Consider the following 12,483-nt stretch of genomic DNA (forward strand, 5'->3'; position numbering starts at 1 on the left):
GTTATTCTTCTCTTAACCTTTCAGACGATCTTCCAAGAATGGGACCAGTTCTGTGTGTGCATGACGCAATAGTGCCTCAGTTGTATCCCAATTGATACAGGCATCGGTAATTGAAACGCCATATTGCATTTCGTTGAGAGGAATATCGGATGACTGATTACCTTCATTAATATGACTCTCAATCATCAGGCCAATAATCGATTTGTTTCCTTCACGAATCTGGTGAATCACATCTTCAGCAACCAAAGGCTGGCGACGGAAATCTTTACGCGAATTAGCGTGGCTACAATCCACCATCAGAGAGGCATCCAGACCAGCTTTCGCCATATCCTGCTCACACTCAGTGACTGACACTGAATCGTAGTTGGTTTGTTTACCACCACGCAGAATCACATGACCATTTGGGTTACCTTGAGTTGTCAGTAACGCAACCTGACCTTCACGGCTGATACCCATGAAGCGGTGGCTTGAAGACGCAGCCTGCATCGCATTGATGGCTGTTGCCAAGCTGCCATCAGTACCGTTCTTGAAGCCGATTGGCATAGATAGACCACTCGCCATCTCACGGTGAGTCTGAGATTCAGTCGTACGTGCACCAATTGCTGCCCAGCTGAATGTGTCCGCGAGGTATTGAGGGCTGATCGGATCCAGCGCTTCGGTCGCCAGTGGAATCTCCATCTCTGCTAGTTCAACTAGCAGTTTGCGACCTACGTGCAGACCGTGCTCGATATCGAAAGTACCGTCTAGGTGTGGGTCATTAATCAAACCTTTCCAACCCACTGTGGTACGTGGTTTTTCGAAGTAAACACGCATAACAATGTACAGTTGATCGCTGAGCTGCTCAGACAATGCTTTAAGACGCTTAGCGTACTCTTTCGCAGCGTCCAGATCGTGAATTGAACAAGGGCCACATACCACAAGTAGTCGATGATCTTTCTTATGAATAATGTTAGCGATAGTCTGACGAGACTCCTGAATAAAGCGACGAGCGTTATCACTCAGTGGTATCTTGGCTTTCAGCTCTTCAGGTGTAATCAGAACTTGTTCTTCACTAATATTAATGTTGCTCAATTCACTTTTTTGCATAACTCAAACCTGTATATATTTTTTTACACCCAATTTAAAGCATCTCTATTGGGCTGGATTAAGCATAAAATAACAGCCTAAAAACAAATTTCAAGGTGTACACATAAAAAAACACACTGTAAAAATATATTTACATAACTATAATTTGAGCTAGTTAGTTGAAAAACTTTGACTCATGCATGTTTTCTTCAACTTATCTTTTCTAAAATATGCCTATAGCCCAGCATATTATTTCACTCATGGATCTCATTCTTTCCTTACTTCAGCAAATGTGTGTCTACTTAGTCCTTGCTTATATGCTAAGTAAAACCCCCATTTTCCTACCACTGCTGAGTATCTCTAATCGCCTGACGCATAAACTCAGCGTCTACGTACTGTTCTCCCTGTTTTGTGTCATGGGGACGTACTTTGGCTTGCAGATCAATGATGCGATTGCCAACACGCGTGCGATCGGAGCCGTGATGGGTGGTTTATTTGGTGGGCCTGTGGTTGGCTTCTTTGTCGGGTTAACGGGCGGTTTGCATCGTTACTCGCTTGGCGGGTTTACCGACTTGGCTTGTGCTATCTCGACCACCGCAGAAGGTTTGATTGGTGGCTTGTTACACACCTATCTGCTCAGGCGAGGCAAAGGTGCCCAACTGTTTAACCCAAGCGTAGTGTTTGCGGTCACCTTGGTGGCGGAAATTGCCCAGATGGCGATCATTCTGATCGTCGCTAAACCATTTGATCAGGCATATTCATTAGTCTCTGCGATTGCCGCCCCAATGATCATCGCAAACTCAGTCGGCGCAGCGCTGTTTATGAGCATACTGCAGGATCGAAAAACTATCTTTGAAGAGTATTCCGCCACCTTCTCACGCCGGGCATTGAATATCGCCGAACGGTCGGTTGGTATTCTCGCTTCTGGTTTCAACACGAAAAATGCGGAGAAAATTGCCCGAATCGTTTACGAGGAAACCAATGTGGGCGCCGTGTCCATCACTGATAACGAGAAAATCCTCGCGTTTGTCGGCATTGGTGACGATCACCATGAACCGGAAACGCCGATCTCTTCGCAAAGTACACTCGATGCCATCTCACGTAACGACATCATCTACCTCGACGGCAAAGACAAACCTTATCAGTGTTCAATCTCAAAAAATTGCAAACTGGGCTCCGCACTGATTATTCCTTTGCACTCAGGAGATAAGGTAATTGGCACCATTAAGCTGTACGAACCGAAACGTAAGCTGTTTTCAACCATCAATATGTCGATGGCCGAAGGAATAGCACAGCTGCTTTCCAGCCAGATCCTGTTTGGTGACTACCAGCAGAAACGCACCCTACTCTCTCAAGCAGAGATAAAATTGCTCCATGCGCAGGTGAACCCACACTTTCTGTTTAACGCACTAAACACCATCAGTGCCGTCATTCGTCGCGACCCTCCGAAAGCTCGTGAGCTGATTCAGCACTTGTCACATTTCTTCCGCAGTAACCTCAAACAAGACGTAGAAACGGTTACTCTTAAGGAAGAATTGGCGCACGTTAACGCTTATCTCACCATCGAAAAAGCACGTTTTACCGACCGATTAGAAGTGGATATTGATATTGATTCCGCATTGCTGGAGCGTAAGCTGCCGACCTTTACCCTACAACCTTTAGTCGAGAACGCCATTAAGCATGGCATATCGAACCTACTGGAAGGAGGAAAGATCCGCATTTACAGCCAGAAGCTTGCGCAGGGTTATCAGCTGTGTGTGGAAGACAATGCAGGCAGTTATACACCACCAGCCGACAATCATCAGGGACTGGGGATGCAAATCGTCGATAAGCGTTTGACCAACAAGTTTGGTCAGGCGGCGTCACTCGCTATTGATGTAACGCCACACCAACTGACGAGAATGAGCTTCCTCATTCCCGAAAAGAAAATGGATTAGGACACGGATATGCTTTCTGCTTTAGTCATAGATGACGAACTGTTTGCGCGTGAAGAGCTGACTGAGCTGCTCGAAGAATCGGGCCAAATCACCGTCATAGATCAGGCCAGTAATGCGATTGAAGGTCTGAAAAAGATTAACCAGCTTAAACCCGATGTGGTCTTTCTCGATATTCAGATGCCGCAAATCACGGGCATTGAGCTACTTGGGATGCTTGACCCTGAAACCATGCCAAAAGTTGTGTTTGTCACCGCCTACGATGAGTTCGCTATTCAAGCGTTCGAAGACAATGCGTTCGATTACTTATTGAAGCCGGTAGATACCTGTCGGTTGGACAAAACCATCAAACGCCTTCTTAGGTCAGTCAGCAGTAATACTCAGGAACAAGTCTCAGCGATCACCCCATCCAGCCTAGATCAGGTGCCGTGTATTGGTCTGAATCGCATTGTCATCATTCCAACGCAAGATGTGGAGTTTGCTTACAGTGATATCAGTGGCGTTCATGTCCAGACAGAAGAACAAAAAGCCACCTCACAGTTGACGCTCAAAGTGCTCGAAGAAAAAACACCTCTGGTGCGCTGCCACCGCCAGTTTCTGGTTAATATCAAAGCGATCAAAGAAATCAAGTTGCTAGAGAACGGATTGGCAGAGATCATCACTGTCAGTGACCACCCGATTCCCGTCAGCCGTCGCTACCTGAAAACGTTAAAAGAAATGCTCGGCTTCCACTAAAAAGAGCCGCTATTGCGGCTCTTGTTCTCTCATTACTTTTAACTCATCCAATAACACGTTTCATGGCTTCGGATGCCTGCTTCCACTCATCACTGCTACGCAGCTCAGACAAAGTGAAAGATTGTTTCTTCAATAGCTCAGTCGCTTGTGGCGTTTCCATCACAGGCAGGTTATCCAGCACTTCAATCTGCGCATCACGCTTATTGCACACCAACACCATGTCGCAGCCCGATGCCAGAGACTGATGAGCACGCTCAGCTGGGCCACCCATCACAGACGCGCCTTCCATCGTCAGATCATCAGAGAAAATAATGCCATTGAAGCCCAGTTGTTTTCTCAGCACATTCTTGAGCCAGAACTCAGACCCACTGGCAGGCTGGTCGTCATAATGAGGGAAAACCACATGCGCAGGCATCATCGCATCCAATAGCCCCGCCTCGATCTGAGCTTTAAAAATCGCCATATCCTGTTCGAGAATGGTGTCTCGCTGATCATAAGGGGTTTCCAGATGCGAGTCCGCAATCACCCCGCCATGGCCAGGAAAGTGTTTGCCTGTCGTTGCCATACCCACCGCTTTCATGCCGCGCATATAAGCATTGCTATGGCGGATGATGGTATCGACATCTTCACCAAATGAGCGGCTACCAATCGCCTTACATTCATGACCTTTATCGAGTACCGGAGCAAAGCTCAAATCGATGTCGTGAGCAATCAGTTCTGCCGCCATTAACCAACCGCCTTGTTCAGCCAGCTTTTCTCCATTCGCTTGCTTGGCATAGGATTCCGCAGCAGGGATAAGGGAAAAGCCTTCCTTGAAACGTTGAACTCGACCGCCTTCCTGATCGACGCCAATAAGAATCGGACGTTTCGCAGCCTGACGAATCGACTTGTTCAGGGCCAACAACTGCTCATTATCGTGATAGTTGCGGGCAAACAGAATTACGCCACCGACAGTTGGGTGCTCAAGAATTTCTCTGTCTTCTGCGGTCAGTTCGCAACCTTCTACATCAACCCATAAAGGTCCCATAATCATTCCTTACTGTTTTAAAACCGCAACAGCGGATTTACTTTGTTCAATTAATTGGTCAGCACTCTCTTCCTGCTGAGTTAACGCAATGAAGAGCAAGTCTGTCATCAGCAGCTGACTGTCTCGTGCTGTAATGGAAGAGCTTCTTATCTGCTCCTCATCTGCCGCCGTCATCAGTTTGATGTCGGCGTATCTATCCAATGGTGTCGGAGCCAGCTGACTGATGATGATCACCTTAGCGCCTTTACTGCGTGCCAGCTGAGCAATGCTCAGCACCTCTCGACTTCGCCCGGAATACGACAACGCAACCAGCACATCGTTTTCACTCAACGCTGCGGCGTTGGCTATCTGAATATGTGCATCGTACTCACAGTGCACCGCATGACCAATTTTGGTCAGCTTATAGCTCAAATCTTTGGCGACCAGCGAAGAAGCGCCAACGCCCGCAATCTGAATTTTTCCGGCTAAGTGCAGGTAGCCTGCCGCTTGCTGAATCGTGTCGGCGTCATTGAGTGCCACAGTTCGGTCAAGTGACTGCTGTTTACTCGATAATAACTTAGCCATCACCAGAGCCATGTTATCGCTGCGTGAAATGGTGCCGTGAATCGCTTTCTTTGAACTGGGTTGATACGCCAATTCACTCTCATATAAACGAATTTTCAAATCGGAGAAGCCGCTGTAGCCAATCTTCTGACTAAATTTCACAATTGTCGACTGGCTGACACCGATGGCTTTTGCCAGTTCGGGAGAGGAGAACTGTTTTACCTGTTGAGGGTATTCGAGTAAGTATCGAGCTATCTTGTTATCCGCTGGTGAAAGCTGAGGTAACAGTGCACGAATTCGAGCTAAACCTTTCATCTTCACCTCCTCTGTTTGATTTGCAGTGTACTCAGCCACGTGAAGCTGGGGAATAGTTATTCCAATCCAAGCATAAATTTGGAATAGACTAACGCGTGAACTGAGAACAGGATCATAGAATCAAAGCGGTCGTTATTCCATCAAAGAATAGACTTAGGAATGAACTATTCATATCAGCATACTGCTAAAAAACGATAAATAGATTCCCTACATGATTCAGGCTATGGAGCTGCGATGAATTCTTTATTTACCTCTCTCGACTGGGCTGTGTTCGCCTTATACTTTGCGATCATTGCCTATACTGGCTGGCATTTCAGCCGAGTCAAAATTACTTCCACTAAGGATTACTTCCTTGGTGGGAATAGTATGCCAATGTGGGTAGTGGCCGTTTCCGTTCTGGCGACATCTCAGTCAGCGGCGACATTTCTGGGTGGCCCAGATTCCAGTTACCGTGGTGACTTAACTTACCTAGCCACCAATATAGGCGGTATACTCGGCGCTCTGTTCGTTGCTTGGATTCTGATCCCACGCTTCTACCAGAATAAAGTGTCGACCGTTTATGAATTACTCAAAGTACGATTTGGCGAGAAAACCAAACAACGTGCCGGGCTGATGTATCTGGTTGGACGCGTTTTTGCTTCTGGTTCACGACTGTATATGGCGGCCATTGCGGTCTCGATGATTCTGTTTACCAACATCAATCCAACCAGCGTTATCGCTTCGGTTGTTATTTTGGTCGTTGTTGGCCTTGCCTACACTTACATGGGTGGGATTCGCTCGGTAATCTGGAGTGACTTGATCCAGTTAATTGTTTACGTTGGCGCGGCGCTGGCCGTGATCATTTACTTGCTGGGTCAGATTCCAGCAGATTTTAGTCAGATCATGCACGTCTTAGAGAACCCAGGACCAGATCAGGCTTCTAAACTTACCTTGCTCGACTTTAGCCTTGATTTCTCACCAGCCGGGACCTTTAGTTTCTGGGCTTGTATCACCGGCTTCGTGCTACTGAATATCGGTGCGTTTGGCCTCGACCAAGATATGACTCAACGCGTTTTAACCTGTAAGACCGCCAAACAAGGCTCACAGGCAATGGTTAACTCAATTATCTTTTCACTGCCGATTGTTCTGATTTTTATGACCATTGGCTTGCTATTGTATGTGTTCTACCAGCGTCCTGATCTGATGGGAGTCGAAGGGCAAGATGTCGTACAGAGCTTCAATGGCGAAAATGTCACTATCTTTATGTACTACGTGCTGAACGAAATGCCAGCAGGCTTACGTGGCCTAGTGACGGTAGGGGTTGTCGCTGCGGCGCTATCGACGCTGAACTCTGGTCTTAACTCAATGTCTTCCGTGGCCACTCAAGACTTGTACAAGCCATGGAAAGAAGCTCGTGATGGCCAGCAAGATGACGTGCACTATGTCAAAGTCGGTCGATTTGGAATGGCAATTGCGGCAGTTGCGCTGGGTAGCATGGGAATCTTGTGTTTCTACTGGCAGCAATACACGGACATGCCACTGCTCGCGTTCGCACTCAGTGTGATGGTTTTTGCCTACACGGGTTTACTTGGTGTCTATTTCACCGCTCTGTTTACGGACCGAGGCAGTGAGCGTTCGGTTGCGATGGCACTGGTCGCTGGCTTCTTGACCACACTGTTGCTACAGGCTTACGTTTGGGACAACACGCTCGGGCTCATCAATCCAGGTTGGGCAGGGCTGAGCTTAGCGTTCCCTTATCAGCTTTGTATCGGTACCTTAGTTTCATTTGGTGTCTGCTTGTGTGGTAAAGCACAACCACAAGAGCAGCTGCAAACGGCTCGACTATGATTACGCATTTACTTGCAATCGACGGAGGCGGAACCAAAACCGCCTTACGTCTGACGGCTCTAGACTCACTAGCGACTAACCCGGCTTTCATCTTGACTGTTGGCCCGTCTTCTCTGACGCAACAAAAAGAGCAGGCCCACCATCAAATACGGGAGGCAATTGAAACTTGCCTAGCACAAGTAAAACTGACGTCTCAGCAGGTATTCATTGTCATTGGCGTTGCCGGCGCTGGCAACGTCAATGCAAGACAAGCACTTGAGCGGTCGCTACTCAGCTACCCTAACTACTTAGTCACAACCGATGCACATATTTCTTTGTTGGGCGTCAATAAAGGTCAGGCCGTGAACTGCCTCGCCATTGGTACAGGCAGTGTCGCTACCCGACTAGAGGCCGACGGCTCAACTCAAATGTATGGCGGCTGGGGCTTTCCAATTGGCGATCAAGGTGGTGGCGCTTGGCTAGGGCAACAGGCCGTACAGGCATTAATTGAAGCCGTTGAACAACATACCACCAGCCCGTTGACCGACTATCTATCTCAGCATCTGGGAAACCAGCGCGGCGATATTTTGCAATGGCTTACCACAGCGAATGCTTCGCGCTTCGCGCAATTGGTCCCCGCCCTTTTGGACCACGCGTATCAAGGCTGCCCAGTAAGCCATGAGATTGTTAGACGTGGGCAGCATCATATTGATGAGCTTGTGACAAAGTGCTGTGAAAATAATGAGTTAGATATCGCTTTTTTAGGAAGTTTGGGCGCATACTATCAACAGCATATCAGTGATAAATGGCGCTCACGCCTCATCACCCCGAAAGGAGACGCACTGGACGGTGCAACTCTGTTAGCCAGACAACAGGTGGAAATTCGTAATGGATAAAGAGCTTTATATTGGCATCATGTCTGGCACCAGTCTGGACGGTATTGATGTCGCACTAGTTGAAGTAAGTGACGGACACATTCAGTTAATCAATCATGCCGATTACCCAATACCTTTGGCGGTTAAAGAGCAAGTGCTCGATATCTGTCTCGGCCAACAAACCAATTTAAAACAGGTAGGCACGCTGGATCACCAATTAGGCCATTTGTATGCCGATGCAGTGTTAGTCTTACTTGAAAAAACAGGTCACGGTAAAGATCAAATTACTGCGATCGGTAACCACGGTCAGACGGTTTTCCACCAGCCAACAGGTGACGCGCCGTTTACGACTCAGCTCGGTGATGCCAATATCATTGCAACACGAACCGGCATTACAACAATCGCCGATTTCAGGCGTAAAGACATGGCTCTGGGTGGGCAAGGCGCACCACTGGTTCCAGCCTTCCATCAGTCGCTGTTTCAATCAAATACATCGAGCACAGTCGTGCTCAATATTGGCGGAATTGCCAACATCTCAGTGCTTCGCCCTGATCACTCTGTCATCGGTTACGATACCGGGCCGGGTAACATGTTGATGGACGCTTGGTGTCACCAGCACCAAGGCCAGCCTTACGACAAAGACGCCTTGTTCGCACAGAAAGGTCATGTAGATACAGCACTGCTCAACACCCTACTTCAGGAGCCGTATCTTTCGCAAAAAGCCCCCAAGAGCACGGGGCGAGAGCTGTTTAACTTACCTTGGTTAGAGGCTATTCTGAGCAACCATAACTGCTCCGCTGAAGATGTTCAGCGAACACTGTGCGAATACACCGCGCGAACTATCAGCTCAGAGGTAGAAAAGTTTTCGTTGGGTGAGCAGCCACAACTATTGGTTTGTGGCGGTGGCGCATGTAATCCACTGTTGATGAGTCGCCTGAAAGCACTACTACCTGCTTGGTCTGTTGACTCTACAGACTCACAAGGTGTCGACAGTCAAAATATGGAAGCGATGGCATTTGCTTGGCTTGCCTATCGCCGCATTCACAACCTGCCAAGCAATTTGCCAGAAGTCACCGGAGCGAGCCATCCTGCTTCTCTTGGTGTGATGTACTTTGCCGATTAAATAAGGACGATTATGACCAACGATGCACTAATCGCAGCGCTTTCCCATTTGGTTTCTGAAGGTCGTAACCCAGAAACGATGGATATTGACCTGCTGCCTTCTCTGGAAATCGTTAAAAGAATTAACCAGCAAGATAAACTCGTTCCACTCGCGGTAGAAAAAGTGCTGCCTGAAATTGCACAGGCGGTGGACAAAATCACTCAAGCATTCAAATCGGGTGGCCGTTTAGTGTATATGGGCGCTGGTACCAGCGGACGTTTGGGGATCCTTGACGCTTCGGAGTGCCCTCCTACATTTGGCGTCTCCGATCAAATGGTCATCGGTCTGATTGCAGGCGGCCCGGATGCGATCCTCAAAGCCAAAGAAGGCGCGGAAGATTCACCGGAGCTTGGCGTTGCTGATTTGAAGTCGATTGAGTTCAGCGACAAAGACGTCGTGGTGGGAATTGCCGCTAGCGGCCGAACGCCTTACGTCATTGGTGCGCTGGAATACGCCAACGACCTTGGAGCGACTACAGTAGCTTTATCATGTAACCCAGATTCCATCATTGCAGAAGTCGCACAAATCGCGATTAGCCCTGTAGTAGGTCCTGAGGCTTTAACGGGCTCAACACGATTAAAGTCAGGAACGGCGCAGAAGCTGGTTCTCAACATGCTGACCACAGCCAGTATGATTCGACTGGGCAAAAGCTATCAAAACTTGATGGTTGACGTGAAAGCAACCAACAAGAAGCTGGTCGCACGTGCTGCTCGTATTGTCATGCAGGCGACTGAGTGTGATAAGCAGCAAGCAGTCACGGTGTTAGAGCAAACGGAATATGACGTAAAGCTTGCCATCTTAATGATCCTGACTGGAATGGACGTCGACAGTGCCAGAAACCAGCTCCAGCATCAGGAAGGCTTCCTGAGACGAGCAGTAGAAAATCACAACCATTAACGTAAAAAGGCTTGGTAAATACCAAGCCTTTTTATTTAGTAATACTCGTTAGCGTGTTCATCCCAACCGCGCTTCCATTCCATTCGAAACTTCTGCGCATCTGCCGTGCCTTCACACACGCCCTCATAATATTGCCCCGTTAAACCAATCTGATAAGCAACATTCGGGTTGCAGTATTCTTTAATTCCGCTCAGGTAACCCTGATCATAGTCGCCCTGTTTGACACTGCCCAAGCTGGCCAACTCTTTAAACGGACGCTGAGCTTGACCACGTACGCCGTCTTGGTACCCAATCTCATACCAGTCCCCTTCCTTGGCCAGTTGTTCAGTACTGGCGGCGCAAGCCATCAAGGTCGATACCAACATCAGAAAAATGAGTTTTCTCATTGTTTTTCCTTGTTTTTATAGAAACTCTATTAATGAAACCACTAAATCCTCAACATTGCCACTCACAAAGAGGAAAAACCACTTAATGGTGCCAAATACCACTCAATTGGGTATACGACCACTCAATTGAGATCCGAATGTGGATTGCTTCGGGCCAGCGTAATATTCAGGCTGAACTTATTAAATTATCACTAAGGAACGAGTGCTATGTTGTGGTTTTTAACCTGTGTTGCAGCCTTAATAGGTGGATACTTCATTTATGGGGCGTTTGTTGAGAAGATTTTCGGTATCAATGAAAAACGCCAAACTCCAGCTCATACACAAGCTGATGGCGTCGATTATGTTCCAATGTCGACCAAGAAAGTCTATCTGGTTCAGCTTCTGAACATCGCTGGTGTTGGCCCTATCTTCGGTCCTATCATGGGCGCGCTTTACGGCCCAGCAGCCATGCTGTGGATTGTCATTGGCTGTATTTTCGCAGGTGCCGTGCACGACTACTTCTCCGGTATGCTGTCGGTACGCAACGGTGGCGCTTCTGTACCAACAATCACAGGCCGCTACCTAGGCAATGGTGCAAAACACTTTATGAATATCTTTGCCATTGTCCTATTGCTTCTGGTCGGTGTGGTATTCGTTTCAGCACCAGCAGGGATGATCACTAACCTGATCAACGATCAGACAAGCCTGTCTGTCAGCATGACGACCATGGTCATTGCTATTTTTGCTTACTACATCATCGCCACTATCGTTCCTGTCGACAAAATCATTGGTCGCTTTTACCCACTGTTTGGTGCTCTGCTGATCTTTATGTCGGTTGGCCTAATGACAGCGGTTGCGCTATCTAGCGAGCACACCGTAATGGGTGACTTCCAAGTAACGGATATGTTCACTAACCTCAACCCGAACGACATGCCACTGTGGCCAGCCCTATTTATCACCATCGCATGTGGTGCTATCTCTGGCTTCCACGCTACTCAGTCACCTCTGATGGCTCGTTGTATGGAGAATGAGAAAAACGGTCGATTCGTTTTCTACGGTGCCATGATTGGTGAAGGTGTGATTGCGCTTATCTGGTGTGCGATTGCTCTGTCTTTCTTCGGTAACCTTGATGCGCTCTCTGAAGCCGTGAAGAACGGTGGCCCAGGTAACGTGGTATACAGTTCTTCGTTTGGCCTGCTTGGCGTAGTCGGTGGTGTGATTGCCTTCTTAGGTGTCGTGATTCTACCAATTACATCCGGTGATACTGCGTTCCGCTCTAGCCGTTTGATCTTGGCTGAATACTTCAACATGGAACAGAAAACGCTGCGTAACCGCCTACTGATGGCTGTCCCTCTTTTCGTGATTGGTGGCATCCTAACTCAGGTAGACTTCGGTGTTATCTGGCGTTACTTCGGCTTCGCTAACCAGACCACAGCAGTTATGATGCTGTGGACGGCTTCGGCTTACCTACTTCGTCACAACAAACTGCACTGGATCACCACAATTCCAGCAATCTTTATGACGACTGTCGTGGTGACCTTTATCCTAAACAACAGCACGCTAGGGTTTGGTCTGCCAATGAACGTCTCGACCATCGCTGGTATCTTGTTCTCACTCGCGACAACGGCCTACGTCATCAAAAAGTCTAAAGGCAAAGGGGAAACTGACCTAGCGGATGAAGACAAGACAAAAGTAGCGACTGAAACTGCTTAAGCCAATAGATTGGCATATTGATTAAGGCTCCTTAGGGAGCCTTTTC

At 48.0% G+C, this 12,483-nt stretch carries 11 protein-coding genes; 7 read left to right on the forward strand and 4 right to left on the reverse strand.

What is annotated here, in order from left to right:
- Positions 1-12 precede the first annotated feature (12 nt).
- Positions 13-1,086 (reverse strand): 3-deoxy-7-phosphoheptulonate synthase, encoded by a 1,074-nt coding sequence (locus F0265_RS19665; RefSeq protein WP_021456376.1) that lies wholly within the window; start codon positions 1,084-1,086, stop codon positions 13-15.
- 239 nt (positions 1,087-1,325) lie between these two features.
- Between F0265_RS19665 and F0265_RS19670 the strand changes: the two genes are divergently transcribed.
- Positions 1,326-3,002, forward strand: a complete 1,677-nt coding sequence (locus F0265_RS19670; RefSeq protein ID WP_171750093.1) for a sensor histidine kinase — start codon at positions 1,326-1,328, stop codon at positions 3,000-3,002.
- A gap of 9 nt (positions 3,003-3,011) precedes the next feature.
- On the forward strand, positions 3,012-3,734 hold the full coding sequence (gene btsR, locus F0265_RS19675) for a two-component system response regulator BtsR (RefSeq protein ID WP_006957689.1): 723 nt from the start codon (positions 3,012-3,014) through the stop codon (positions 3,732-3,734).
- A 43-nt stretch (positions 3,735-3,777) separates the two neighbouring features.
- Here btsR and nagZ read toward each other — a convergent pair whose 3' ends face one another.
- Both nagZ and F0265_RS19685 read right to left on the reverse strand, forming a co-directional pair.
- Complete coding sequence (nagZ, locus tag F0265_RS19680; RefSeq protein ID WP_171750094.1) at positions 3,778-4,761, reverse strand: beta-N-acetylhexosaminidase; 984 nt, start codon at positions 4,759-4,761, stop codon at positions 3,778-3,780.
- Positions 4,762-4,770: 9 nt separating this feature from the next.
- The gene (locus F0265_RS19685) at positions 4,771-5,619 is read right to left on the reverse strand and encodes a MurR/RpiR family transcriptional regulator (RefSeq protein ID WP_006957693.1); all 849 of its coding nucleotides are present in this window, start codon (positions 5,617-5,619) and stop codon (positions 4,771-4,773) included.
- Between the two features lie 234 nt (positions 5,620-5,853).
- Here F0265_RS19685 and F0265_RS19690 point away from each other — a divergent pair, with 234 nt between their 5' ends.
- From F0265_RS19690 to murQ, 4 genes are read left to right on the forward strand one after another with little or no spacing between them, the layout of a single operon-like run.
- On the forward strand, positions 5,854-7,446 hold the full coding sequence (locus F0265_RS19690) for a sodium:solute symporter (RefSeq protein ID WP_171750095.1): 1,593 nt from the start codon (positions 5,854-5,856) through the stop codon (positions 7,444-7,446).
- Positions 7,443-8,321, forward strand: a complete 879-nt coding sequence (locus F0265_RS19695) for a BadF/BadG/BcrA/BcrD ATPase family protein (protein WP_171750096.1) — start codon at positions 7,443-7,445, stop codon at positions 8,319-8,321. The genes F0265_RS19690 and F0265_RS19695 overlap by 4 nt, the downstream gene beginning before the upstream one ends.
- Complete coding sequence (locus tag F0265_RS19700; protein WP_171750097.1) at positions 8,314-9,423, forward strand: anhydro-N-acetylmuramic acid kinase; 1,110 nt, start codon at positions 8,314-8,316, stop codon at positions 9,421-9,423. The genes F0265_RS19695 and F0265_RS19700 overlap by 8 nt, the downstream gene beginning before the upstream one ends.
- Positions 9,424-9,435: 12 nt before the next feature.
- Positions 9,436-10,359, forward strand: coding sequence for an N-acetylmuramic acid 6-phosphate etherase (murQ, locus tag F0265_RS19705; RefSeq protein WP_006957700.1), 924 nt, complete (start codon positions 9,436-9,438; stop codon positions 10,357-10,359).
- 35 nt (positions 10,360-10,394) lie between these two features.
- On the opposite strand, the gene F0265_RS19710 is transcribed toward murQ, so the two are convergent.
- Positions 10,395-10,745: a DUF2799 domain-containing protein gene (locus tag F0265_RS19710; RefSeq protein ID WP_006957703.1), complete on the reverse strand. Its 351-nt coding sequence runs from the start codon at positions 10,743-10,745 to the stop codon at positions 10,395-10,397.
- A gap of 207 nt (positions 10,746-10,952) precedes the next feature.
- On the opposite strand from F0265_RS19710, the gene F0265_RS19715 reads away from it, so the two are divergent.
- On the forward strand, positions 10,953-12,437 hold the full coding sequence (locus F0265_RS19715; RefSeq protein ID WP_171750098.1) for a carbon starvation protein A: 1,485 nt from the start codon (positions 10,953-10,955) through the stop codon (positions 12,435-12,437).
- The last annotated feature ends 46 nt before the right edge of the window (positions 12,438-12,483 follow it).

The organism is Vibrio sp. RE88 (assembly GCF_013113835.1).
In the GTDB taxonomy this organism is placed as follows: Bacteria; Pseudomonadota; Gammaproteobacteria; order Enterobacterales; family Vibrionaceae; genus Vibrio.

What these genes read in the sequence shown, in the direction of transcription:
- F0265_RS19665 (WP_021456376.1), bottom strand. Translation starts at nt 1,086, where the DNA reads ATGCAAAAAAGTGAATTGAGCAACATTAATATTAGTGAAGAACAAGTT.
- F0265_RS19670 (WP_171750093.1), top strand. Translation starts at nt 1,326, where the DNA reads ATGGATCTCATTCTTTCCTTACTTCAGCAAATGTGTGTCTACTTAGTC.
- btsR (WP_006957689.1), top strand. Translation starts at nt 3,012, where the DNA reads ATGCTTTCTGCTTTAGTCATAGATGACGAACTGTTTGCGCGTGAAGAG.
- nagZ (WP_171750094.1), bottom strand. Translation starts at nt 4,761, where the DNA reads ATGGGACCTTTATGGGTTGATGTAGAAGGTTGCGAACTGACCGCAGAA.
- F0265_RS19685 (WP_006957693.1), bottom strand. Translation starts at nt 5,619, where the DNA reads ATGAAAGGTTTAGCTCGAATTCGTGCACTGTTACCTCAGCTTTCACCA.
- F0265_RS19690 (WP_171750095.1), top strand. Translation starts at nt 5,854, where the DNA reads ATGAATTCTTTATTTACCTCTCTCGACTGGGCTGTGTTCGCCTTATAC.
- F0265_RS19695 (WP_171750096.1), top strand. Translation starts at nt 7,443, where the DNA reads ATGATTACGCATTTACTTGCAATCGACGGAGGCGGAACCAAAACCGCC.
- F0265_RS19700 (WP_171750097.1), top strand. Translation starts at nt 8,314, where the DNA reads ATGGATAAAGAGCTTTATATTGGCATCATGTCTGGCACCAGTCTGGAC.
- murQ (WP_006957700.1), top strand. Translation starts at nt 9,436, where the DNA reads ATGACCAACGATGCACTAATCGCAGCGCTTTCCCATTTGGTTTCTGAA.
- F0265_RS19710 (WP_006957703.1), bottom strand. Translation starts at nt 10,745, where the DNA reads ATGAGAAAACTCATTTTTCTGATGTTGGTATCGACCTTGATGGCTTGC.
- F0265_RS19715 (WP_171750098.1), top strand. Translation starts at nt 10,953, where the DNA reads ATGTTGTGGTTTTTAACCTGTGTTGCAGCCTTAATAGGTGGATACTTC.